The organism is Pseudorhodobacter turbinis (assembly GCF_005234135.1).
Classification (GTDB): domain Bacteria; phylum Pseudomonadota; class Alphaproteobacteria; order Rhodobacterales; family Rhodobacteraceae; genus Pseudorhodobacter; species Pseudorhodobacter turbinis.
The window spans coordinates 1,617,131-1,640,561 of sequence record NZ_CP039964.1 but is presented as its reverse complement, the minus strand read 5'-3'; the positions used below and the strand labels follow the sequence as shown (position 1 = coordinate 1,640,561).

Genomic DNA, 23,431 nt, shown 5'->3' with positions numbered 1-23,431 from the left:
GGGCTATTGCCGCACGATCAGCCGGGTGCCCAGCCGTACCCGCGCGGCAATCCACAACAGATCCGCCCGCGCAAAGGCCACACAGCCCGCAGTCGGATAGCCCATCCGCCGCCACTGGTGCAAAAAGATCGCCGATCCCCGCCCCGGCACCGCATCGGGCCAGTTCCAATCGGTGATCATCACCAGATCATAAAGCGGGTCGGCGCGGCGCATGTCCTCATGGCTAAACCCGTGCGGCGCCCGCACAAGGTGGTTATAGTCGGCGTCCCGTACATCATCCGACCACAGGTCCCCCAGCCGGATAGGCTGCGCCCATTCCGGCAAATCCGCGCCGCGCAAGCGATCCGGCCGGTAATACATGCCCATAATCCGGTGGACGCCGACAGGGGTCGCACCATCCCCTTCGCGCTTATTGGCGGTTATGCCGCCCCGCCCGATGGAACAGGCAAACCGCCGACCGGCAAAGCGAACCCCCGAAGGGGTCAGGACAAGGTCATGCACTCTCATATCAAATGTCCCGATTTGGCGGCCTTGGTCGCCAGATAACCCGCATTCTGGTCGGTTTGCCCGACATGCAGCGGCACGCGTTCGGTCACGGTGATGCCATTCGCCTCCATCATCGCGATCTTTGCGGGGTTGTTGGTGAGCAGGCGAACGGCAGAAAATCCAAGCCCGCGCAGGATGTCGGCCCCAAGGCGAAAGTCGCGCTCATCATCCTCGAAGCCCAAGCGGTGGTTGGCCTCTACTGTGTCAAAGCCTTGATCTTGCAAGGAATAAGCGCGCATCTTGTTGGCCAGCCCAATCCCGCGACCTTCCTGATTCAGGTACAAAAGCACGCCCGCACCGGCCGCCCCCATCTGGGTCAGGGCGGCATGAAGCTGCGGGCCACAATCGCATTTCAAACTGCCCAGAACATCGCCGGTAAAACAGGCCGAATGCAGCCGCGCCAAAACCGGAGCTGTGCGATCAGGGCGGCCAACCTCAATCGCGTAATGCTCGGGGCCGCCATCTTCGGGGCGCAAGACATGCACATGGCCCGCCCCAGCCGCAGCCATTGGCAGTCGTGCAGCGCTGACAGGATGCAGCGGCGAGGCGCGCCCAAGCTCTGGCAGGATCGCGGGTAGGGACAGGCGGGTGAGCCCGGCTGTGGGCATATCGGGGGGCACCTGAACGGCCAGAACGGCCGGCAAAAGCGGGGCGGATTTCACAAGCTGGATCGCGGCGCGGTGCAACGCGGCAGAGCCGTCGCGCAATGAGCGGAACGGGCCTTTCATCGGAAAGCGCAGGTCATCCGCCGGATCGGCCAATGCGCGCAGCCATGTCATGTCTGCATCATCGGGCACCGCAATTCGCACCAGATCACCGTCATAAGCGGGGGTCTTCAACGTCTCGGCGCGCCGCGCGGTCAGAACCAGTTCCAACGGCCCAAGCGTGCGCAGCGCGGCTAGCCGTTCCGCGCTCAGCGCCTCAACGGCGACGACAAGAATGGCCCCGTTATCCGCCAACATCACCGGCACGCCCATGCGCAAATCCCCCCGCGCGCGGGTCAGTTGTTCGACGATAGACAGGCCAAGCAGCATGGCATCCCCCTTTATTGCTGCCGCAAGATGTAACCGCAGCGCATGGAAATTGAAACATACCGCCCGAAACTCACACGTCAGCGTGAGAAGTTTGACGCATATCTTGCCGAAACCGTGCGCCGCACGCATCTGTCTAACAACACAGAGGAGCGCGTTATGGGACAATTGAAAAAAATTCTATTGGTAGACGACGATGATGACCTGCGCGAAGCGTTGAGCGAACAGCTGGTCATGTCTGAGGAATTCGATGTATTCGAGGCCGCGAATGGTGCGGATGGCATGGAAAAGGCAAAGGCCACCTTTTACGACATGGTCATTCTGGACGTGGGCTTGCCCGATACGGATGGCCGAGAGCTTTGCCGTCGGATGCGCAAAGCAGGTGTGAAAAGCCCGATCCTGATGCTGACAGGCCATGATACCGATGCCGACACGATCCTTGGCCTTGACGCCGGCGCGAATGATTACATCAGCAAGCCATTTAAGTTTCCGGTGCTTCTGGCCCGTATTCGTGCGCAGCTGCGCCAGCATGAGCAATCCGAGGATGCGGTTTTCCAGCTTGGCCCATATACGTTCAAGCCGGCCCAAAAGATGTTGCTGGACGAAAAAGAAAAGAAGATCCGGCTGACGGAAAAGGAAACCAATATCCTGAAATTCCTTTATCGTGCAGGCTCTTCCGTGGTTGCCCGGGATGTGTTGCTGCATGAGGTTTGGGGCTATAACGCCGGGGTTACGACCCACACGCTGGAGACCCACATCTACCGCCTTCGTCAAAAGATCGAACCCGATCCATCGAACGCGCGTTTGCTGGTGACGGAATCGGGCGGTTACCGACTTGTTGCCTGACTGCCATACTGTTGACTAAATCGGCATCAATATCATGGTTAACGACCGAATATAGCGTATACAGGTTGTATTAGTTTCGATTCCCCTTGTCGCGTCGGGGTTATGGCGTGACATCCTCCCTGTTGGACCTTGGCCGGGCTTCGTGCCCGGTCTTTTTTTGTCTTGCCCCAAGGTTTGACCAAGAAAGGGTTGAGGGTATTGCACCCGCGCCTTACGGTACGCCCAACCCGCAAGCAGGAGAGATGCCGGATGACCTTTACCCTTGCCACCTGGAACATCAACTCTGTCCGTCTGCGCGAGAACCTTGTCGCGCAACTGTTGACCGATGAGGCCCCTGACGTTTTGTGTTTGCAGGAATGCAAAAGTCCGGTGGAAAAAATTCCGGTGGAGCAGTTTCAAGCGCTTGGTTACCGCTACATGGTGGCGCGGGGGCAGAAGGGCTATAACGGCGTGGCGATTTTGTCAAAGCTGCCGATTGTGGATGCTGGCGATAAGGATTTTGCGCAGCTGGGTCAGGCGCGCCATGTGGCGGCGCGGTTGGAAAATGGTGTGACGATCCACAACTGCTATGTGCCTGCGGGCGGTGACATTCCCGACCGGACGCTGAACGAAAAATTCGGCCAAAAGCTGGATTACCTGACCGAGATGCGCGATTGGTTCCGCTGGGAAAAGCCCGACAACGCGATCTTGGTGGGTGATCTGAACATCGCCCCGCGTGAGGATGATGTCTGGAGCCATAAGAAGCTGTTGAAAATCGTAAGCCACACACCGGTTGAGGTAGAGCATTTCAATCAGGTGATGGAGGCGGGCGATTGGGCTGATGTTACCCGTGCCGATATCCCCGAAGGTTTGCTTTACAGCTGGTGGTCATACCGCGCCAAGGACTGGGACGCCGCCGATAAGGGCCGCCGTTTGGACCACATCTGGGCCACTGGCGACATTGCCAAATCTGCCCATTCAAGCCGTATCTTGCGCCCCGTGCGCGGCTGGGAAAAGCCAAGCGACCACGTTCCCGTCTTTGCCACCTTTGACCTTTAGGGTTGATAGAGCGGGATAGTTGAAAGCGAGGTTTTCGCCGACCCTTTACTGACCTCGCTGCCATGCGCGAGATAGATCAGCGTCTGGTTCGCCTCGTCAAAGACCCGCGTGACCCTGATCGATTTCAGGATGATGGACTGGCTTTCACGAAACACTTCCTCGCCGCCCTTGCCGCGTTTGATATCGCCCAATTCGATCGGGCCGGTTTGCGTGCAGGCGATTGAGGAGTTCGAGGGATCCTCAAACCAGTTGCCCTGTTGCAAACGGTCGATGATGCCGCGGTCGAAATAGGCAAGATGGCAGGTCACGCCCTTTACCTCGGGGTCACGGATGCTTTCGATGATGATGTCGTTGCCGAACCAATCCACGCCAACCTCTCCGACTTCTTCGGCATGTAGGGGGGCGGTGCACAGCGCAACTGCTGCGGCAAGGATCAGTCGGTTCATAATATCTCTCCGTAAGGGGCCATGTGACGCAACGCACAGATGGGGTATTCGGTTCCCTGCCTGAGAAAATTGGGGCGCACCAACCGGCACGCCCCAATAGATTACAGATCCAAGGCCCGATCGCCAGCGGCATCCTTGATCCGCGTTGGCAACCCGATTTTGTTGAGCAAGCCAAGGAACGGTCTGGCGTCAAGGTCTTCGACATTCGCCATATGGCCCACGTCCCAAGTGCCTTCGGCGATCAGCATCGCGGCCGCAACGGGCGGCACGCCGGCGGTATAGGAAATCCCCTGAGAGCCGACCTCGTTATAGGCGTCCTTGTGGTCCGAGATGTTATAGACGAACACCTCAACCGGCTGGCCGTCCTTGGTGCCTTTGACAAAATCCCCGATGCAGGTTTTGCCGGTATAATTCGGGGCAAGGCTGCTTGGGTCGGGCAGAACGGCCTTGACCAGTTTCAAAGGCACAACCTCCAGCCCTTCGGCGGTGGTGACGGGCTGTTCGGACAAAAGCCCAAGGTTTTGCAGCACGGTAAACACGTTGATATAGTGATCGCCAAACCCCATCCAGAACCGCACATCGGCGTTTGGATAGCGGTTGGAAAGCGAATGCACCTCATCATGGCCGGACATATAGGATTTCTGCTTGCCGACGACTGGCAGGTCATCCTCGCGCATCACCTCGAACATCTTGTTCTCTTGCCACGCGCCCTTTTGCCAGCTGTAAACCGTGCCGGTGAATTCGCGGAAGTTGATCTCAGGATCAAAGTTGGTCGAGAAATACTTGCCGTGGTTGCCCGCGTTAATATCAACGATATCAATGCTGTGCACCTCATCCATGCAAGCATCAACCGCATAGCGCGCAAAAGCATTCACCACGCCTGGATCAAAGCCCACACCCAGAACAGCCGTCACACCAGCGGCCTTGCAGGCCTCGCGCTTCTTCCATTCGTAGTTGCCATACCACGGCGGGGTCTCGCAGATTTTGGTCGGATCTTCATGGATCGCCGTGTCGATATAGGCAGCCCCCGCATCAATGCAGGCGTCCAGCACGGTCATATTCACGAAGGGGGAGCCGACGTTAATCACGATCTGCGCGCCGGTCTGGCGGATCAGCGTTTTCACGGCCTCTATGTTGGTGGCATCAAGGGTATATGCGTGGAACGGCCCCGGAACCTTCATCGCGGCTTTTTCATGTACCGTTTGAATGATCGCTTCACATTTGGACAGCGTGCGGCTTGCGATATGGAGATCGCCCAGCACGTCGTTGTTTTGCGCGCATTTATGCGCCACAACCTGTGCCACCCCCCCAGCGCCGATGATCAGAACATTGCGTTTCATTTCAAGCCTCCTTCAGCCCAGATTGCCTTCAAAATCACTATAGTCAAACGTCCGCGCTACGGTCAGCGCGCCGTCAAGCTCTCGTAAAACGATCGCAGGCATCTTCACGCCGTTGAACCAGTTTTTCTTTACCATGGTATAGCCGGCAGCATCGGCAATGCTGAGCCGGTCCCCGATTTTCAATGGCGCGGCAAAGGAGAACTCCCCGAAAACATCGCCAGCAAGGCAGGATTTGCCGCAGATCATGAACGGGTGGTCGCCCGTCACATCCATCTTGGCAGGTTCTCGGTAGATCAGCAAATCGAGCATATGCGCCTCAACCGAGGCATCCACAATCGCCAGATCCTTGCCATTGTTCAGCACGTCCAGAACCGTCACCTCAAGGCTGGCGGTTCCTGTTATCGCGGCCTCTCCGGGTTCCAGATAGACCTGCACGCCGAATTTATCGGCAAAGGCCCGAAGCCGTTTCGCCAGCGCCTCTAGCGGGTAATCATCGCCGGTAAAATGGATGCCGCCGCCAAGGCTGACCCAATCCAGACCTTGCAAAAAGCTGCCGAACTCGGTCTCGATCCGGGTCAGCTGTTGGTCGAACAGGGCGAAATCATCATTCTCGCAGTTGTAATGGATCATCACGCCAGTGATCTGATCGGCCACCGCCATCAGCTTTTGCAGGTCCCATTCACCCAAACGGCTGAACGGGCGCGCCGGATCGGCAAGATCAAAATGTGAGGTCGAAAACTGCGGGTTCAGCCGCAAACCGCGCGCCAGTCCGGTGGTTTTATCGGCAAACCGTTCCAATTGGCTGATGGAATTAAAGATGATCTTATCGGCATAGCCGACCGCCTCATCCACTTCATCATCCGCCCAAGCCACGGAATAGGCGTGGGTTTCACGGCCAAACTTCTCACGCCCCAAGCGCAGCTCATAGAGGCTGCTGGAGGTGGTGCCATCCATATGGTCGCGCATCACGTCAAACGCGGGCCAAGTGGCAAAACATTTCAATGCAAGCAGGCATTTCGCGCCAGAAAGCGCGCGCAGACGGTCCATCTTGGCCATATTGGCGGCGAGTTTCGTCTTGTCGATCAGGTAGTAAGGCGTCGGTATCATGGCGTCCCCCCGAAAAATCCAAGAGCGGCGCGTATAGGACAAGCGCGCGCCTGCTGCAAGCGTTTGCCCTACATCATACGGATAACATCTTTGCCCACCGCCAAAACATAACCCCGCCGCGCAATGGTTTTGACCAGCAGCTCCGACACCAGCTGATTTCCCAAAGTATCGCGCAGCCGTTTGATGCGCGTGGCCCCTGCCGCCTCCTCGCAATCAACCGAATCGCGGCCCGAGATCACACCCTCGATCTGCGCGCCGGTCATCACATCGTCATCCATCCGCGCCTCGGCCAGAACCGACAGCGTTTCAAGTGCTGCCTCGGTCAGTTTGAATTCCAGATCATTGATGTAGACCGCATTGCTTTCCCGGCTGATCAACAGGCTGGAAACCTGAATCCCCGACCGTTGAATCGCCGATATCCGCCGGTTCAGCGCAACAATCGTGACCAAAAACACCAGTGCTGCGATCATCAGCGCCGTCGCAAAGACCAGCAGCACAAAAATCACAACACGGTAGCTGGCCAGAACATCCGAAAACGCCGTGCCCGATTGCGCAAGGATTTCCAGAAGCTTGATTTCGGCCCCCGTGGTCAAGCCATCGTTCTCGACAAATATCCGTTCCACCCGCGCATTAAAGGCATTCGCATCGGGCAGGTTCATGAACAACAGCACCGCCGCCCCCAGCAAGATCAGCACGATGGCCGCAATCCCGCCTGCAACCACGCGGTTGCCCGCCCGCAGATTATCAAAGGGAGAGGAAATAAGCGCCCGCATTGGCTTTCCTTTCTGCAAGGCCTTCAGGCCCGAAAACGGATAGGACATTCAGCAAGGTCCACCCCTTTTGCGCCAAACGCGGGGCGATTGCCCGTGCGGCGGCATCTGCCGAGCAGGCAGACTGTGGCAAGGCAACAACGCCGTAGTGCAAACGCAAGGGGTCGTCGCGTTTTGCCTTATAATCGGCATAGCAATCGGCATGTGCAGCACCGGCAAATGCCAGAACAAGCAGGGCGGCAGCCCCAAGTTTTTTGATCACAACAAGACCCTCCTGATCTGCGGCAATCTTGCCCGCAAGTGGTAAAGATATTCAATATCAAAGCCCGCGATTAGGGCGGTTATGACATATCGGCAGGCATGGCTCTTTTCATTTGCCGCTGGATGGGTTTTGCTTGGTTGCATGAAAAGCACACCAGATGACAGATATGAAACAGAGGCCCAAGCGCGGGGCGCAACCTGCATTGCGGGCGTGGATGAGGTTGGGCGCGGCCCCTTGGCGGGGCCGGTCACAGCGGCGGCGGTGCGTTTGCTGCCGGGCAAAGTGCCGGTCGGCCTTGGGGATAGCAAGGCCCTGACGGCCAAACGCAGGGATGCCTTGTTTGATTTGATCATGGATATGGCCGAGGTTTCTATCGCACACGCCTCTGTCGAAGAGATCGACGAGATCAACATTCTGCGGGCCAGTCATCTTGCCATGGTGCGCGCCTTGCAAGGCCTGCCGACTCCGCCTGATTTCGCACTGATCGATGGCAACCTGCTGCCGCGCGACATGCCCTGCGCGGGTCAGGCGATTATTAAAGGCGATGCCCTGTCGCTTTCGATCTCAGCCGCGTCGATTGTTGCAAAAGTGACACGCGACAGGATGATGGTGGGTTTGGCGCAACAGTATCCGGGGTATGGATGGGACCGAAACGCCGGATATCCGACAAAAGAGCATCAGTCGGCGCTCCTAAATCTTGGGGTGACCCCGCATCATAGACGTTCGTTCAAGCCGGTACACAACATCTTGTATCAAGAAAAATATATAACCCCTTGATTCAATAAAGAATTTGACGACGAATCACTAATGACTCATCCTTAGCCTTAACAAAACGACGCAAAATGCGCGGGGCAGAGGCAGAAGATGACAACCAAAACAAAAGCGCCAGAGGCGGCAACTTTACCGCTTAACCAAATTCTTGGAGGGGATTGCATTGATGTGATGAACAGCTTGCCGGCAGGCTCTGTTGATCTGATCTTTGCGGACCCTCCGTACAACTTGCAGCTGAAAGGCGATTTGCATCGTCCGGACAACTCCAAGGTGGATGCGGTTGATGATCATTGGGACCAGTTTTCCAGTTTTGCGAAATATGATCAATTCACGCAGCTTTGGCTGGCGGCGGCAAAACGGTTGCTGAAACCCAATGGTGCTATTTGGGTAATCGGGTCTTATCACAACATTTTCCGCGTTGGCGCGACATTGCAGGACCAAGGGTTTTGGGTGCTCAATGATGTGGTTTGGCGCAAAACCAACCCCATGCCGAACTTTCGCGGCAAGCGTTTGACGAATGCGCATGAAACCCTGATCTGGGCCAGCCGTGATGAGGGTGCGAAATACACTTTCAACTATGAGGCGTTGAAGGCGCTTAACGAAGGCGTGCAGATGCGGTCGGACTGGGTGTTGCCGATCTGCACCGGGCATGAACGTCTGAAGGATGAGGCCGGCGATAAGGCGCATCCGACCCAAAAACCGGAAAGCCTGCTCCACCGCGCGCTTATTGCAACAACCAATCCCGGTGACGTTGTGCTTGACCCGTTCTTTGGCACGGGGACCACAGGGGCTGTGGCAAAAATGCTTGGCCGTGATTTCATCGGGATTGAGCGGGAAGAGGCATATCGCAAGGTCGCGGAGCGCCGCATTGCAAAGGTGCGCAAATTTGATTCCTCGGCGCTGGAGATTACCGGTTCCAAGCGGGCGGAACCTCGGGTGCCGTTCGGGCAGGTTGTGGAGCGCGGCATGCTGCGCCCCGGTGAGGAACTCTATTCCATTGGCAGCCGTTTCAAGGCCAAAGTACGTGCCGATGGCACTTTGATTGGCAATGATGTGAAAGGCTCCATCCATCAGGTTGGTGCGGCATTGGAAGGCGCGCCAAGCTGTAACGGCTGGACGTATTGGCACTTCAAGCGGGATGGGAAGATGGTTTCCATCGATATCCTGCGCCAGCAAATCCGCGCAGAGATGAGCGAAGGCCGCCCGCACTAATCCTAATAACTTCAGTTTTGTACCGCCTGCATCAGGGGCCAGCCCCCTGATGCAAACTCCCGCCGTGCTTGGTCATGGCGGGCTTTTTGGTTTAACGCGGTGCGGGATTCAACGCCTTGTTGTAGCTGTGCCAATCGGTGATGTCGGGGTAATATTTCCGCCGCCATTCCCGCACCCGCCGGTTCATCATGCGTTTATACAGCGGCGGGAACATCGCGGCCGTTGTCATTATCGGATAACCATATGGAAGCTGTGGCGCTTCATCATCACCGTAGGTTTGCAGCAGGGGAAAGCGGCGGTCCGGTTTGTAGTGATGGTCCGAGTGTCGTTGCAGGTTGATCAGCAACCAGTTTGACGCGGTATGATCCGCATTCCATGAATGGCGCGGCAAGACGTGTTCATATTTGCCCTCGCCCAAATGGCGGCGGGTCAGGCCGTAATGCTCAACATAATTCACCAGTTCCAACTGCCAAATGGCGGTGATGGCCTGATAGATGAATAAGGCCAGCCCAACCCAGCCGCCCAAAGCAAATGCCAGCACCAGCATCGCGATTTGCAGCACCGCATAGCGCCAGAACGGGTTGCTGGAATGTGTCACTGGCAGTTTGCGTCGCGCCAGCATCGCCTTTTCCGCTTTCCAGCTAGAGACCAGCGACTGCTGCAAAACCCGCGGGAAAAAGCGGTGAAACCCCTCGTTATAGCGGGCAGTGACCGGATCGCGCGGCGTGCCGACATAGAGGTGATGTACGCGCAAATGTTCGGACCGGAAATGCGAATAAAGCACCGAGGCCAGCAGCAGATCTGCCATCCAGCGTTCCAGTTTTGATTTTTGGTGCATCAACTCGTGGCTGTAATTGATACCGACGGTGCCCGAAACCACACCCATTCCAAAGAAAATCAGGATGGATTCCAGCGTGCCAAGATGCTCTGCGCGCGGGACATAATAAAGCAGCCAACACAGCAGCGCGAACTGCACCGGAAACCAGATCAGCGTGATCACCCGGTACCAAAACAGCCCCGCGTCGGGCGTTTCAGGGTCGGGGTTATCGAGGTTCTGTCCCAGCACCGCGTCCAGCAGCGAAAACAATCCCCAAGAGGCAAGCGGCATCAAAATCACCGTCCAGCCACCGACCAGCGCCGAGACAACAGCGACGGGAATAAGCCCCAGCGACAGCCAGAACGGCAGGGCTTGATCAAACCGGGTGACCTTGGCAGCGGGGATGATGGACATGAGGAACCCTTTTTACCGTATGATGCTGCGGGGGTGGGGTGCGGTCAACGTGGCAAAAGGGTCGCGGCGGCAAGGTCAAAGGCTTTTCGCATCAATGTGGGCAAGTTTTCGGGGTTAACCGGCTGAAACATACCGTGATCTGGGCGCGCGCTTGTGGTGGCGGCTAGCACCGTGAGGGCCGCGTGGAAATGGGTGAAGGTGTGCCGGATCTGGCCGACATCCTGCCAGTTTGCGGTGACGGGCGGGGCATCATGGGCGGTCTTGCTGTCCCAGCCCATGCCGGGAAATCCGATCATGCCACCCAAAAGCCCTTTTGCTGCCCGCTCCTCTGTTAACCAGCGGCCATCGGGGTGACGCGCCAGCCAAAGGGTACCGGTCCGGGTCGGCTTTTCCGGTTTCGGAATCTTGCGGGGGAGGGTGCTTTGGGTGCCCTCGGCCTGTGCGGCGCAAAAAGGGCGCAGGGGGCAGATGCCACAGGCCGGATTGCGCGGGGTGCAAATGGTGGCGCCCAGATCCATCACCGCTTGGGCATAGTCACCGGGGCGGGTTTGCGGGGTCAGCTTGGCGGCAAGCACAGTCAGCTCCGGCTTGGACAGCGGCAAGGGTTTTTCAACATTGAACAGCCGTGCCATAACGCGCTCTACATTGCCGTCCACAACGGTTGCAGGCTGATCAAAGGCGATCGCGGCGACGGCGGCGGCGGTATAGGGCCCAACCCCCGGAAGGGTCAAAAGCCCGTCATATGTTTCGGGAAACCCGCCCGCCTGCGCCACAACCCGCGCGCATTTCAGCAGGTTGCGGGCGCGGGCATAATATCCAAGGCCCGCCCATTCGGCCATGACATCGGCATCCTGTGCCGCGGCCAGATCGGCGACCGTGGGCCAGCGTGTTGTGAAACGGTCGAAATAGGCGCGCACGGCGGCCACTGTGGTTTGTTGAAGCATCACCTCGGACAGCCAGATACGGTACGGGTCGGGGGTGTGCCTGCTGCCCGGCGGGCTGCGCCACGGCATTTCGCGGGCGTGGTGATCATACCACTCCAAAAGGGCGGCCGTTTCCTTGCGCATTTTCTGTCGCCTTTTACATTCCTGCTGGCACCTGTCGCACAGCGCGCTAAGATAGGGCAAGTGAGGGGAATGACCAGATGAAGCAGGCGAAGAGCGGGCAGTTTCAGGGAAGATCCCGTCGGATGCGCGGGTTTGAGGCGGCCTCTGGCCTGCTGAAAGAGCGGATCCGGACGGCAGGTGAGGCGCGCGGTTTTGCGGTGACCCGGCTTTTGACGGCTTGGGCAGAGGTTGTCGGCCCCGATCTGGCGGCCATCACCCGCCCTGTGAAAATCGGCCATGGCAAGGGCGGCATGGGGGCCTCTCTTACCCTTCTGACGACCTCGGTGAATGCGCCGATGGTGCAGATGCAATTGCCCGCGATCAAGGAAAAGGTGAATGCCTGTTATGGCTATGCCGCGATTTCACGGATCAGCCTGACACAAACCGCGCCCACGGGTTTTGCCGAAGGGCAGGCCAGTTTCACCCATGCGCCGGCCCCGAAACCCGCCCCCGATCCCGCAATTCAGGCCGAGGCAAGCCGGGTCGCTACGGGTGTTCACGATAACGCGTTGCGCGAAGCACTTGAAACTTTGACTCAAAACTTCTTATCTCGTGCCAAATCACAGAGAGGCAGATCATGAACCGCAGAGAATTTTCCATCGCCTTGGCTGCCTTGTTGGCAACCACCGCCGCGCCAAGCTGGGCACAGACCGCTGATGCCGATTTGCCCGAAGTGCCGGATATGGTCTTGGGCAATCCCGATGCGAAAGTGGTTCTGACCGAATACGCCTCTTATACCTGCCCGCATTGCGCGACATTCCACGCGACCGTTTTCAAAGAATTGAAGCGCGATTACATCGACACCGGCAAGATCAAATTCGTGTTCCGCGAGGTGTATTTTGACCGCTATGGCCTTTGGGCCGCTATGGTGGCGCGTTGCGGTGGCGAGATGCGCTATTTCGGCATTCAGGATATCTTGTTCAACACGGTGCATGAATGGGCCGCATCCGATGATCCGGCGACAGTGGTGGAAAACCTGCGCCGCCTTGGCCGGACCGCCGGTCTGGAAGACGCGGCGCTTGATGCCTGCATGAATGATGGCGCGATGGCGCAGGCGATGGTGAATAAATATCAGGCCGATACCGAGGCTGATGACATCAACTCCACCCCGTCATTGGTGCTGAACGGGACCAAGCATGGCAATATGAACTATGCCGACCTTAAGGCGCTTCTTGACGCTGAACTGGCGAAATAGATATGACAGCTCCGCTGAATGGATTGAAAGTGATTGAGCTGGCGCGGATTTTGGCAGGCCCTTGGGCCGGTCAGACCCTTGCCGATCTGGGCGCGGATGTGATCAAGGTAGAGGCCCCCGAAGGCGATGATACCCGCCGCTGGGGCCCTCCTTTTGTGGAGCGGGAGGGGGACCGCTCTGCCGCTTATTTCCATGCGACGAACCGTGGAAAACGCTCTGTTACGGTGGATTTCCGTACGCCCGAGGGGCAAGAGGCCGTGCGCAAGCTTGTGGCCGATGCCGATGTGGTGATCGAGAATTTCAAGGTTGGCGGTTTGGCGAAATACGGGCTTGATTATGCAAGCCTGGCAAAGGTGAACCCCAAGCTGATCTATTGCTCTATCACCGGGTTCGGGCAAACCGGGCCTTATGCGCATCGTGCGGGCTATGATTTCATCATTCAGGGCATGTCCGGCCTGATGTCGGTTACGGGTGAGCCGGATGGCCAGCCGCAAAAGGTCGGGCTGGCGGTGACGGATATTTTCACCGGCATCTATGCGGCAACGGCCGTTTTGGCGGCGGTGCATCAGCGCAGAACCACGGGGCTGGGCCAGCATATCGACATGGCGCTTTTTGATGTTGCGACAAGCGTTATGGCCAATCAGGCGATGAACTATCTGACCACGGGAACGCCGCCGACAAAGATGGGCAATGCCCACCCGAACCTTGCGCCCTATGCTGTGTTCGATTGTGCCGACGGGTGGATTATTATCGCCACCGGTAATGACGGGCAGTACCGCCGTTTGTGTGACCTTTTGGGGATGCAAGCGATGGGCACCGCGCCGGAATTTGCCACCAACGCCGACCGTGTTGCCAACCGCGTCGCCCTGACCGAGGCGCTGACCCGCGCCACCAAGCAGCGCAGCAAAGAAGATCTTTTGGCGGCATGTGAGGCAGCTGGCGTACCTGCCGGCCCGATCAACGATCTGGCAGAGGTCTTTGCCGATCCGCAGGTGGTCGCACGCGGATTGCAGATTTCGCCGGAGGGGCTAAAGGGCGTGCGTTCGCCCATGACCTTCGTCGGCACCGATCTTGCACTGGACCGCCCCGCCCCCAAACTGGGTGAGCATCAGGCAGAGATACTAGGCGAAGGTTGATCTTTCGCCCAGCGTTGGGATGTCCGCAGTGGATTAGCCGACATTGTCCTTAAAGGCCGATGTGAAAGCCGCCTGCTTTTCCGCATCGGCGGGGGTTTGGTGCATGTCGCGCCATTCTTCATAGGGCATCCCGTAAACGATCTCGCGCGCGGTGGCCTTGTCCATCTCGATCCCGCGGTCGTTCGCGGCCTCTTGATACCAACGCGACAGACAGTTGCGACAAAATCCGGCCAGATTCATCATATCGATGTTTTGCACCTCTGGCCGTTTTTCCAGCAGATGTTCCATCAGGCGGCGAAAAGCGGCTGCCTCCAGCTCGGTGCGGGTAGATTTGTCCATCTTATTCCCTTTTGTTTGCGCTATCATTGAGCCGTTGCCCAAGGCAGATATTTCCGCCATAAAGGGGGTGGCCCATTGTATTCAATTCAACCGACAGGAACGTGGCACGCATGAGACGTCTTCGCAATGTAAAGATCGTGGCTACGCTTGGCCCATCCTCCTCCACCTATGAGACCATTCGCGCTTTGTTCGAGGCGGGGGCAGATGTTTTCCGCCTGAACATGAGCCATGGCACACATGACGAACAGCGTGCGCGCTATGACATCATCCGCAAGATCGAGGCCGATGTTGGTCGTCCGATCTGTGTGTTGGCCGATCTTCAGGGGCCAAAGCTGCGCGTCGGTGTCTTTGCCAAAGAGGGCGGTGAGGAGCTGGTCGAGGGCGCATCCTTCCGCATGGATCTGGATGATACGCCCGGCGATGTGAACCGCGTAAACCTGCCGCACCCCGAGATTTTTCTTGCGCTGGAGCCGGGCTCGACGCTGTTGGTCAATGATGGCAAGATCAAGTTGACGGTGGATAGCTGTGGCAAGGATCACGCAAATTGCACCGTTGTGGTGGGCGGTGTGATTTCCAACCGCAAGGGCGTGAACGTGCCGGATGTGTTGCTGCCCTTGGCCGCGCTGTCCGAAAAAGACCGCGCCGATCTGGAATTTGCCTGTGAGATGGGCGTGGACTGGCTGGCGCTGTCCTTTGTTCAGCGCGCCGAGGATGTTTTGGAAGCGCGGGAACTGGCACGGGGTCGTGCCGCGATCCTGTCCAAGATCGAAAAGCCTGCTGCCGTGAAATCTTACGATTCGATTTTGGCGGTGTCTGACGGGATCATGGTTGCGCGCGGTGATTTGGGTGTGGAGCTGCCGGTTCATGCCGTGCCGCCGATCCAAAAACGTCTTGTGCGTGGTGCGCGCGCGGCGGCCAAGCCGGTGATCGTGGCCACGCAGATGCTGGAATCGATGATCGAATCGCCGGTGCCGACCCGCGCCGAAGTCTCGGATGTGGCGACTGCGATTTATGAGGGTGCCGATGCGGTTATGCTCTCGGCGGAATCAGCGGCGGGGCAATATCCGGTTGAGGCTGTAACCACGATGAACAACGTGGCGATCAGCGTCGAATCCGACAAGCTTTACCGCGAAGTGATCGAGTCGAGCCGCAAGGCGCATAAGACCACCGTGGCCGATGCGATTGTATCCGCCGCACGTGAAATCGCGGAAACGACGGATATCAAAGCGATCTGCTGCTTTACCCAGTCGGGCACCACGGCAAGCCTTGTGGCCCGTGAACGCCCGCGCACGCCGATCATTGCGCTGACGCCCTTGGTGCGTACTGCGCGCCGTCTGACCATGACTTGGGGCGCGCATTGCGTCATCACCGAGCCGCAGGGCCGCTTTAAAGGGGCTGTTTTGGCAGCTGTTCGTGCCGCACGCAGCGCTGGTTTCGCCAAAGAGGCAGAGCAGATCGTGGTCACCGCCGGTGTGCCATTCAACGTTCCGGGCACCACCAATATCTTGCGGGTGGCACCTTGTGATGAACGGTTGATCTACTCATCCGAGTCTGAATAACGCCCGCAATTTGGTGGAGGCAGCATGGACCCCGATCTGATATTGGTGGTTGGCTTTGTGATCGGCCTGCTTGCCATTCCATCACTGCTTGCAGCCTTTGCAGAAAGTCGCCCGCCGCGGGTCGCGGCGATTTTAGCGTTGGTTTCCGTGGGCTTGGTCTTTGGGGCTGTTCAGATCAATGATGGTGGCTATTCTGTCACTAATATTCCGGATGTGTTCTACAATGTGATTGGCCGCTACTTTCGATAGGTTTTGGCTTGCGTTCGGGGCCTGTCCGGCCTATATCCGCCGCTCTATTACTGCGTGACCGGCCATAAGTGGCATGCCGAGTCGCGTGTTAACCGCTCAATCAAGGAGATGGAAATGCCCAAGATGAAAACCAAATCTGCGGCCAAGAAGCGCTTCAGCTTCACCGCAACCGGTAAGGTAAAGGCCGGCCCCGCCGGCAAGCGCCACGGCATGATTAAACGTACAACGAAATTCATCCGCGACACCGCCGGGACTATGATCCTGTGTGATGCGGATGCGAAACTCGTTAAAAAATACATGCCGTATAACCGGTAAGGAGAGCCAAAGATGTCCCGCGTAAAATCTGGCGTCGTTACCCACGCCCGTCACCGTAAGGTGATCAAAGCTGCCAAAGGCTATTATGCCGCGCGCAGCACGAACTTCCGCACTGCAACGCAGGCGGTCGATAAAGCCAACCAATACGCCACACGCGACCGTAAGAACCGCAAGCGCAACTTCCGCGCCCTGTGGATCCAGCGGATCAACGCTGCTGTGCGTTTGTTTGATGCCCAGTTCACTTATTCCCGTTTCATCAATGGTTTGATGCTGTCGGGTATCGAGGTGGACCGCAAAGTTCTGGCCGATCTGGCAGTGCATGAGCCGGAGGCGTTCAACGCCATCGCAGCATCCGCCAAGGCCGCGTTTGACAAGTCGGAAGCTGCTAAAGCCGCTGCTTGATCAAAGCGACACGATTTTGAAAGGCCCTGCTGGTTTAAAACCGCGGGGCCTTTTTTATTGCGCGGGGGGCAGTCTTGCATTTGGGGGCCTGCATCGCTAGCAACAACGCAAAGAATTTCGGAGGCTGACGATGAGCGCGCTTGATGATCTGAAGGGTAAATACCTGACCGCCGTAGGGCAGGCCGCGGATGAGGCGGCGCTGGAAGAGGTGCGCCTTGCCGCCTTGGGCAAAAAGGGTGAGATAAGCCTGAAAATGCGTGAGCTGGGCGGCATGTCGCCTGAGGATCGCAGCACTTTCGGTGCCGCACTGAACGCCCTGAAGGACGAAATTGACGCCGCCCTTCGTGCGAAAAAAGCCGCGATGACCGATGCCGCCCTTGATGCACGGCTGCGCACGGAATGGCTGGATGTGACCATGCCGGCGCGCCCGCGCCCTGCGGGCACCATCCACCCCGTTTCCCAAGTGACCGAGGAACTGACCGCGATTTTCGCCGATATGGGCTTTGCCGTGGCCGAAGGGCCGCAGGTGGAATCGGATTGGTATAACTTTGACGCGCTCAACATCCCGCCGGAACACCCCGCGCGGCAGGAACATGATACCTTCTTCATGAACCGTGCCGAGGGCGATGATCGCCCGCCCCATGTTTTGCGGACCCATACCAGCCCTGTGCAGATCCGCTCTATGCTGGATCAGGGTGCGCCGATCCGCATCATTTGCCCCGGCCGTGTGTACCGGATGGATATGGATCAGACCCATTCGCCGATGTTCCATCAGGTCGAAGGTTTGGTGATCGGCAAGGATATTTCGATGGCCAACCTGAAATGGGTGTTGGAAGAGTTCTTTTCCGCCTTTTTCGGCAAGCCGGTCCAAACCCGTTTCCGCGCTTCGCATTTCCCATTCACCGAGCCTTCGGCAGAGGTCGATATCCAGTGTTCATGGGTTAACGGCCAGTTGCGCATCGGTGAAGGCGACGGATGGATGGAGGTTCTCGGCTCTGGCATGGTGCATCCCAAGGTTTTGCGCGCGGCAGGGGTGGACCCTGACGAATGGCAGGGCTTTGCCTTTGGCATGGGGATCGACCGGTTGGCGATGCTGAAATACGGCATCCCCGACCTGCGCGCGTTCTTTGAATCCGACCTGCGCTGGTTGCGGCACTACGGCTTTTCCGCGTTGAATGTGCCGGAATTGGCGGGCGGCGTGGCATGAGCTTTAACACCTTTGGCCATCTGTTTCGTGTGACAACCTGGGGCGAAAGCCACGGGCCGGCCTTGGGTGCCACTGTTGATGGCTGCCCCCCCGGCGTGCCCTTGACCGAGGCCGATATTCAGCCGTGGTTGGACAAGCGCAAGCCCGGCCAAAACAAGTTCACCACGCAACGGCAAGAGGCCGATCAGGTGCGGATTTTGTCAGGGGTCTATGAAGGGCGCACGACCGGAACGCCGATCCAGCTGATGATCGAGAATACCGATCAACGGTCCAAGGATTACGGCGATATCTTGCAAAAGTTCCGCCCCGGTCATGCCGATATTTCGTATCATCAGAAATACGGGCTGCGCGATCCGCGTGGCGGCGGGCGGTCCTCGGCGCGGGAAACAGCGGCAAGGGTGGCGGCGGGTGGCGTGGCGCGGGCTGCGTTGCGTGCCTTGGTGCCGGGGTTGCGCATAACCGGCTATATGGTGCAGATGGGCCCGCACAAGATTGACCGCGCGCAGTTTGACTGGGACCAAATCCCGGAAAACCCGTTTTGGGTGCCGGATGTTCAGGCCGCAAGCGATTGGGCGGAATATCTGGACGGGTTGCGCCGCAGCCATAATTCTGTTGGTGCAGTGATCGAGGTGACGGCGCGCGGCATGGTGCCCGGCCTTGGCGCGCCGATTTATGCCAAGCTGGATACTGATCTGGCGGCTGCGATGATGTCGATCAATGCCGTTAAGGGCGTTGAGATTGGCGAAGGCATGGACGCCGCGTGCCTAACCGGCGTGGACAATGCCGATGAGATCCGCATGGGGCCGGACGGGCCGGAGTTTTCCTCCAACCATGCGGGGGGCATCTTGGGCGGGATCTCTACGGGACAAGATGTGGTGGTCCGTTTCTCGGTCAAGCCGACATCTTCGATTTTGACACCGCGCCGAACGATCACGATCGCCGGTGAAGAGGTGGAATTGATCACCAAAGGTCGCCATGATCCTTGCGTTGGTATTCGCGCCGTTCCGGTGGGTGAGGCGATGATGGCTTGTGTTTTGCTGGACCATTTCCTGATGGACCGCGGCCAGACCGGTGGCCAGCGCGGGCAGATCGGCTAAGGGGGCATTTGCCCCCTCGCCGGTGCTAATATCCCAAGGCGCAACCGTCTTTGCGTGGGTCAGATGCCCCTTCAAGCAGGCCATCCGCATGAAGTTTGATCGCCTGAGAGCCGCCAAGCGGAACCTTTGGCGCGATGACATTATGGCCACGTGCCGCCAGATCGGCGCGAACCGTGTCAGCGTAGCCCCGCTCCACCTCCATACCGTCTACGCCGGAAAAGCAGCGTGGGGCATCCATTGCGCTTTGCAGATCCATCCCGAAATCAACGGTGTTCGAGACGAAGCGTGCGTGGCCGGTGGGCTGATAAGCCCCGCCCATCACGCCAAAGGGCACAGTTATGCGCCCCCCTTCGGCAATCATGCCGGGGATGATGGTGTGCATGGGGCGCTTGCCGCCAGCGGCCTCATTCGGGTGGCCTTTTTCCAGCGTAAAGCCTGCGCCGCGGTTCTGGAAATTGATGCCGAAACGGTCGCTGGCAAGGCAGGCCCCGAAGCTGTGATAGACGGAATAGATCAATGAAACCGCCATGCGATCCTTATCCACCACGGTGATATAGATTGTATCCTTATGCACCGATTCCGTCAGCGGGGCGGCGGCGGGCATGGCTCGTTTTGGATCAATAAGGGCGGCCAACTTCATGGCTGTTTCGGGGGCCAGCATATGGGACAGCCTTGTGGTATGGTCCGGGTCGGCCAAAAAGCGGTTGCGCGCATCATATGCAAGCTTGGTCGCCTCGGCTTCAATATGGGCGCGGTCGGCGCCTAGCGGGTCCATCGCGGCGATGTCGAAATGCGAGAGGATATTGAGAAGCAAAACCGCCGTTGCACCCTGACCGTTTGGCGGATGTTCCAACAACTCCACGGTTTTGTACGGGCCAGAGATTGGATCGACATAGGCGCATTTGGTGGCAGCAAAATCATCAAGCGTGTGCGTACCACCGAGGGCGCGCAGCGATTCGACCATATCTTGTGCCACCTCACCTTCATAAAATCCGGCGCGGCCTTGGGCGGCAACGCGGCGCAGCGCCTCGGCCTGGCCCGGCGCGCGGAAGGTTTGGCCCAGCGTCAGGGCCTTGCCATTCAAAAGCAGGGTTTCGCGGGCGCGCCCTTGCAGCAAATGTTCGGCTTCTGCCCAATCCTTGGCGACACGCGGGGCGACGGGAACGCCCTCTTCGGCATAGTGGATGGCCGGGGCGAGGGTATCTGCCAGCCCGATACGGCCCCAATCGGCGGAAAGCTGGCAAAAGGCATCAACAGCACCGGGTAGGGTGACGGCTTCTACGCTATAAAGCGGCATCGCGGTCAGGCCACGGGCGCGCAGAGCATCGGCATTCAGTCCCAATGGCGCACGGCCCGACCCGTTCATCGCGTGAACGGTTTCGCCTCCCGCCGGTTTGAACAGCACAAAGCAATCCCCGCCCAAGCCGGTCATCTGCGGCTCACAAAAGCCAAGAAGGACAGCGCCGGCAATCGCGGCATCCATGGCGTTGCCACCGGCCTTTAGAATATCGATCGCGGCACCGGCCGCCAAAGGGTGTGATGTGGCGCACATCCCGTTCGCAGCATATACGGCAGAACGTCCGGGCATTTGAAAATCGCGCATTACTATCCTCCAGCGAGCAACCTCATTCAGCTATGAAAGCTGAATGTAGCGGCCTGTGCAAGGTGCAGCCGTTAATGCGCGGCTTTATATGGCAGGCAAAATGTCAGATGGTTGGTCTTACCCTCTCGCCGATAGGCCAGATGCCGAACTTGAGAGCGGATCAGGTACCAGCCAAACCCTCCCTCGGGCAGATCGTCCGATGACTTAACCTCGGGGAGCAGACCTTGCGGCAATTGTTGCTGCGGGAAGGGGATGCCGCTGTCGGTGACGGTCACCAAAACGCCCTCGGGATGGTCCTTCAGACACACTTCTATCTTGCCCTGACTGGTGGCGTAGGCATGTTCGACGACATTGTTGAACACCTCTGCCAAGACGATTTCCGCCGCGCCACGTGCGTCCTGTTCCATTGCACAAAGGGCATCGCTGGCAAGCAAATCAGCTAGTCCGGTGCGGACAGCATCCAAATTACTTTCAAACACCAATTTCATGACTTCCTTGTCGTTTAGGCAAAAGCTGGGTTTCCTACATTAGCCGGCTTGTTGAAGCTCGTCGGGCAAACTGGGGTGAATTGTAAACACTGTGTCCATACGTGTCAGGCGAAAGACTTTGGCCACTGTTGGCGTCAGGCCAGAAAGTTCCAGTTTACGGTCAGGGCCCAGCAATTTCATCACTGCAACCACGGCACCAAGGCCGGAGCTGTCCAGAAATGCCACAGAGGAGAGGTCAAGGATCACGCGTGAGGAGGGGGATTGCGTCAACTCACGCATACGTTCTTTGAACTGAATGGCGCAGGCAGCATCGATCCGGTCTTCGCTTACGGTGACAACGATCAAGTCATCATGGGCGTCGGCGGTTATGTTCATCTAAACGGCTCCTTCACAAATTGCCTCTTGGCAGCGTAAGTTGTGAGTGGTTAGCATTCGGTAACTAAATTTCGTTTAGAGGGTGGAAATGCATAAAGTTGTTATAGCAGGTGCTGCGCGCACCGCGATGGGCGGGTTTCAGGGCGTTTTTTCCGGCGTGCCGGCCGCGCAATTGGGCGGGGCTGCCATTCGTGCCGCTCTTGGACAAGCGGATCCGGCCTTGGTTGAGGAGCTACTGATGGGCTGTGTTTTGCCGGCGGGTCAGGGGCAGGCCCCCGCGCGGCAGGCAGGCTTTGCGGCGGGGTTATCCGATGCGGTTCCGGCGACGACGCTGAACAAAATGTGCGGCTCGGGGATGAAGGCGGCGATGGTGGCGCATGATCAGATTGCGCTGGGACAGATGCAGGTCATGGTGGCCGGCGGCATGGAAAGCATGACAGAGTCCCCCTATCTTTTGCCCAAAATGCGCAGCGGTGCGCGGCTGGGGCACACCACCTCGCTTGACCATATGTTCCTTGACGGGTTGGAGGATGCCTATGACAAGGGCCGCCTGATGGGCACCTTTGCTGAGGATTGCGCGCAGGCTTTCGGGTTCAGCCGCGAGGATCAGGATGCCTATGCGCTGGCCTCGCTGAGCCGCGCGCTGGAGGCGCAGAATTCGGGCGCGCTGACCGCCGAGATTGCGCCCTTTACCGTGACCACCCGCAAGGGCGACACCACCATCAGCACGGATGAGCAGCCAAGCAAGGCCCGCCCCGAAAAGATCCCGACGCTAAAGCCCGCATTTCGCAAGGACGGGACGGTGACGGCGGCCAATTCGTCCTCTATCTCGGATGGGGCGGCGGCGCTTTTGATTGCATCGGAAGACGCGGCACAGGCACATTCCCTGCCAGTTCGCGCCTATATTCGCGGCCATGCCAGCCATGCACATGCCCCTTGTGATTTCCCCACAGCGCCGGTGCCTGCTGCGCGCAAGCTGTTGAAATCCTTGGGATGGGGCGTGGAAAGTGTTGATCTGTGGGAGGTGAATGAGGCCTTTGCCGTTGTCCCTATGGCCTTTATGCGTGAGCTGGATATCCCGCATGACAAGGTCAATGTGAACGGCGGTGCCTGTGCATTGGGTCATCCTATCGGGGCCTCGGGTGCGCGGATCATCGTGACCTTGCTTCATGCGATGGAACACCGCGGCCTCAAACGCGGGATCGCGGCGATCTGCATCGGCGGGGGTGAGGGCACGGCCATCGCGATTGAACGCCCTTAAACCCCAACAACAGGAAAACCCCGATGCCTGATTACACCGAGCTGACGAAAACGCTGACCTCCCTGTGCCACGGCGAAACCGATGCCGTTTCACTGATGGCCACCATTGCGTGCGAATTGCACCATGCGCATGAGATGTCTGACTGGACGGGATTTTACCGTGTGACGGAACCGGAGGTCTTGAAGGTCGGCCCCTATCAAGGCGGTCACGGCTGCCTTGTTATCCCGTTTTCAAAGGGGGTGTGCGGGGCGGCGGCGCGCTTGGGGCAAGCACAGCTTGTCCCGGATGTAGAGGCGTTCCCCGGCCACATCGCCTGCGCGTCGTCGACAAGGTCAGAGCTGGTCTTGCCGGTGTGGAACGGCGCGGGCAGGTTGCTGGGGGTGTTGGATCTTGATAGCAACACGCCTGACGCCTTTACCCAAACCGATGTGGACGCGCTGACCAAGCTGATGGCGCGGCTTTTTGAGGCGGCAGCCTAAGCGTGTGATTGCCCACAGAG

28 protein-coding genes are annotated in these 23,431 nt (G+C 58.4%); 15 read left to right on the top strand and 13 right to left on the bottom strand.

Going from position 1 to position 23,431, the window contains the following annotated elements:
- Positions 1-3: 3 nt before the first annotated feature.
- Both EOK75_RS07985 and ribA read right to left on the bottom strand, forming a co-directional pair.
- Positions 4-507 (bottom strand): L,D-transpeptidase family protein, encoded by a 504-nt coding sequence (locus EOK75_RS07985; RefSeq protein ID WP_137193444.1) that lies wholly within the window; start codon positions 505-507, stop codon positions 4-6.
- A complete protein-coding gene (ribA, locus tag EOK75_RS07980) occupies positions 504-1,580 on the bottom strand; it encodes a GTP cyclohydrolase II (RefSeq protein ID WP_137193443.1) in 1,077 nt (358 codons plus the stop codon). The genes EOK75_RS07985 and ribA overlap by 4 nt, the downstream gene beginning before the upstream one ends.
- A 156-nt stretch (positions 1,581-1,736) precedes the next feature.
- Between ribA and EOK75_RS07975 the strand changes: the two genes are divergently transcribed.
- Together EOK75_RS07975 and EOK75_RS07970 are read left to right on the top strand one after the other, a co-directional pair.
- The gene (locus EOK75_RS07975) at positions 1,737-2,423 is read left to right on the top strand and encodes a response regulator transcription factor (RefSeq protein WP_137194341.1); all 687 of its coding nucleotides are present in this window, start codon (positions 1,737-1,739) and stop codon (positions 2,421-2,423) included.
- Between the two features lie 249 nt (positions 2,424-2,672).
- On the top strand, positions 2,673-3,461 hold the full coding sequence (locus EOK75_RS07970) for an exodeoxyribonuclease III (RefSeq protein ID WP_137193442.1): 789 nt from the start codon (positions 2,673-2,675) through the stop codon (positions 3,459-3,461).
- Here EOK75_RS07970 and EOK75_RS07965 read toward each other — a convergent pair.
- From EOK75_RS07965 to EOK75_RS07945, 5 genes are all read right to left on the bottom strand, one after another.
- Positions 3,458-3,907, bottom strand: coding sequence for a CreA family protein (locus tag EOK75_RS07965; RefSeq protein ID WP_137193440.1), 450 nt, complete (start codon positions 3,905-3,907; stop codon positions 3,458-3,460). The genes EOK75_RS07970 and EOK75_RS07965 overlap by 4 nt on opposite strands.
- A gap of 101 nt (positions 3,908-4,008) precedes the next feature.
- Positions 4,009-5,247, bottom strand: coding sequence for a saccharopine dehydrogenase family protein (locus tag EOK75_RS07960; protein WP_137193439.1), 1,239 nt, complete (start codon positions 5,245-5,247; stop codon positions 4,009-4,011).
- 12 nt (positions 5,248-5,259) lie between these two features.
- Complete coding sequence (locus EOK75_RS07955) at positions 5,260-6,354, bottom strand: carboxynorspermidine decarboxylase (RefSeq protein ID WP_137193438.1); 1,095 nt, start codon at positions 6,352-6,354, stop codon at positions 5,260-5,262.
- Between the two features lie 68 nt (positions 6,355-6,422).
- Positions 6,423-7,127 (bottom strand): winged helix-turn-helix domain-containing protein, encoded by a 705-nt coding sequence (locus EOK75_RS07950; RefSeq protein ID WP_137193437.1) that lies wholly within the window; start codon positions 7,125-7,127, stop codon positions 6,423-6,425.
- Positions 7,099-7,386: a hypothetical protein gene (locus tag EOK75_RS07945; protein ID WP_137193435.1), complete on the bottom strand. Its 288-nt coding sequence runs from the start codon at positions 7,384-7,386 to the stop codon at positions 7,099-7,101. Before EOK75_RS07945 ends, EOK75_RS07950 begins: the two co-directional genes overlap by 29 nt.
- Positions 7,387-7,527: 141 nt before the next feature.
- On the opposite strand from EOK75_RS07945, the gene EOK75_RS07940 reads away from it, so the two are divergent.
- Together EOK75_RS07940 and EOK75_RS07935 are read left to right on the top strand one after the other, a co-directional pair.
- Entirely contained in the window at positions 7,528-8,163 is a 636-nt protein-coding gene (locus EOK75_RS07940; RefSeq protein ID WP_137193433.1) for a ribonuclease HII, read from the top strand.
- Between the two features lie 87 nt (positions 8,164-8,250).
- Positions 8,251-9,369, top strand: a complete 1,119-nt coding sequence (locus EOK75_RS07935) for a site-specific DNA-methyltransferase (RefSeq protein ID WP_137193431.1) — start codon at positions 8,251-8,253, stop codon at positions 9,367-9,369.
- A gap of 91 nt (positions 9,370-9,460) precedes the next feature.
- On the opposite strand, the gene EOK75_RS07930 is transcribed toward EOK75_RS07935, so the two are convergent.
- Together EOK75_RS07930 and mutY are read right to left on the bottom strand one after the other, a co-directional pair.
- Complete coding sequence (locus EOK75_RS07930; protein WP_137193430.1) at positions 9,461-10,600, bottom strand: alkane 1-monooxygenase; 1,140 nt, start codon at positions 10,598-10,600, stop codon at positions 9,461-9,463.
- Positions 10,601-10,644: 44 nt separating this feature from the next.
- On the bottom strand, positions 10,645-11,667 hold the full coding sequence (mutY, locus tag EOK75_RS07925; protein ID WP_137193428.1) for an A/G-specific adenine glycosylase: 1,023 nt from the start codon (positions 11,665-11,667) through the stop codon (positions 10,645-10,647).
- 77 nt (positions 11,668-11,744) lie between these two features.
- On the opposite strand from mutY, the gene EOK75_RS07920 reads away from it, so the two are divergent.
- The 3 genes from EOK75_RS07920 to EOK75_RS07910 are packed head-to-tail and all read left to right on the top strand — an operon-like array spanning position 11,745 to position 14,037.
- Complete coding sequence (locus EOK75_RS07920; protein WP_240793948.1) at positions 11,745-12,287, top strand: DUF721 domain-containing protein; 543 nt, start codon at positions 11,745-11,747, stop codon at positions 12,285-12,287.
- Entirely contained in the window at positions 12,284-12,901 is a 618-nt protein-coding gene (locus tag EOK75_RS07915) for a DsbA family protein (protein WP_137193426.1), read from the top strand. The genes EOK75_RS07920 and EOK75_RS07915 overlap by 4 nt, the downstream gene beginning before the upstream one ends.
- Before the next feature lie 2 nt (positions 12,902-12,903).
- The gene (locus tag EOK75_RS07910) at positions 12,904-14,037 is read left to right on the top strand and encodes a CaiB/BaiF CoA transferase family protein (RefSeq protein WP_137193424.1); all 1,134 of its coding nucleotides are present in this window, start codon (positions 12,904-12,906) and stop codon (positions 14,035-14,037) included.
- 33 nt (positions 14,038-14,070) lie between these two features.
- Here EOK75_RS07910 and EOK75_RS07905 read toward each other — a convergent pair whose 3' ends face one another.
- Entirely contained in the window at positions 14,071-14,376 is a 306-nt protein-coding gene (locus EOK75_RS07905; protein WP_137193422.1) for a DUF1244 domain-containing protein, read from the bottom strand.
- 110 nt (positions 14,377-14,486) lie between these two features.
- Here EOK75_RS07905 and pyk point away from each other — a divergent pair, with 110 nt between their 5' ends.
- From pyk to aroC, 6 genes are all read left to right on the top strand, one after another.
- Complete coding sequence (pyk, locus tag EOK75_RS07900) at positions 14,487-15,935, top strand: pyruvate kinase (protein WP_137193420.1); 1,449 nt, start codon at positions 14,487-14,489, stop codon at positions 15,933-15,935.
- 24 nt (positions 15,936-15,959) lie between these two features.
- Positions 15,960-16,184 carry a hypothetical protein gene (locus tag EOK75_RS07895; RefSeq protein ID WP_137193419.1) on the top strand — a complete coding sequence of 75 codons (225 nt, stop codon included), beginning with the start codon at positions 15,960-15,962 and terminating at the stop codon, positions 16,182-16,184.
- Positions 16,185-16,298: 114 nt separating this feature from the next.
- Positions 16,299-16,499 carry a 50S ribosomal protein L35 gene (rpmI, locus tag EOK75_RS07890; protein WP_137193417.1) on the top strand — a complete coding sequence of 67 codons (201 nt, stop codon included), beginning with the start codon at positions 16,299-16,301 and terminating at the stop codon, positions 16,497-16,499.
- A gap of 12 nt (positions 16,500-16,511) precedes the next feature.
- Positions 16,512-16,901 (top strand): 50S ribosomal protein L20, encoded by a 390-nt coding sequence (rplT, locus tag EOK75_RS07885; RefSeq protein ID WP_137193415.1) that lies wholly within the window; start codon positions 16,512-16,514, stop codon positions 16,899-16,901.
- Positions 16,902-17,031: 130 nt separating this feature from the next.
- Positions 17,032-18,108, top strand: coding sequence for a phenylalanine--tRNA ligase subunit alpha (gene pheS, locus EOK75_RS07880; RefSeq protein WP_137193413.1), 1,077 nt, complete (start codon positions 17,032-17,034; stop codon positions 18,106-18,108).
- Complete coding sequence (gene aroC / locus EOK75_RS07875) at positions 18,105-19,205, top strand: chorismate synthase (RefSeq protein ID WP_137193412.1); 1,101 nt, start codon at positions 18,105-18,107, stop codon at positions 19,203-19,205. Before pheS ends, aroC begins: the two co-directional genes overlap by 4 nt.
- Positions 19,206-19,230: 25 nt before the next feature.
- On the opposite strand, the gene EOK75_RS07870 is transcribed toward aroC, so the two are convergent.
- The 3 genes from EOK75_RS07870 to EOK75_RS07860 form a co-directional block, all read right to left on the bottom strand.
- The gene (locus EOK75_RS07870; RefSeq protein WP_137193409.1) at positions 19,231-20,808 is read right to left on the bottom strand and encodes a gamma-glutamyltransferase family protein; all 1,578 of its coding nucleotides are present in this window, start codon (positions 20,806-20,808) and stop codon (positions 19,231-19,233) included.
- 71 nt (positions 20,809-20,879) lie between these two features.
- Positions 20,880-21,296: an ATP-binding protein gene (locus EOK75_RS07865; protein WP_137193408.1), complete on the bottom strand. Its 417-nt coding sequence runs from the start codon at positions 21,294-21,296 to the stop codon at positions 20,880-20,882.
- A 39-nt stretch (positions 21,297-21,335) separates the two neighbouring features.
- Positions 21,336-21,671 (bottom strand): STAS domain-containing protein, encoded by a 336-nt coding sequence (locus EOK75_RS07860; RefSeq protein ID WP_137193406.1) that lies wholly within the window; start codon positions 21,669-21,671, stop codon positions 21,336-21,338.
- An 88-nt stretch (positions 21,672-21,759) separates the two neighbouring features.
- Here EOK75_RS07860 and EOK75_RS07855 point away from each other — a divergent pair, with 88 nt between their 5' ends.
- Positions 21,760-22,932: a thiolase family protein gene (locus EOK75_RS07855; protein WP_137193404.1), complete on the top strand. Its 1,173-nt coding sequence runs from the start codon at positions 21,760-21,762 to the stop codon at positions 22,930-22,932.
- A 23-nt stretch (positions 22,933-22,955) separates the two neighbouring features.
- Positions 22,956-23,411 (top strand): GAF domain-containing protein, encoded by a 456-nt coding sequence (locus EOK75_RS07850; RefSeq protein ID WP_137193402.1) that lies wholly within the window; start codon positions 22,956-22,958, stop codon positions 23,409-23,411.
- The last annotated feature ends 20 nt before the right edge of the window (positions 23,412-23,431 follow it).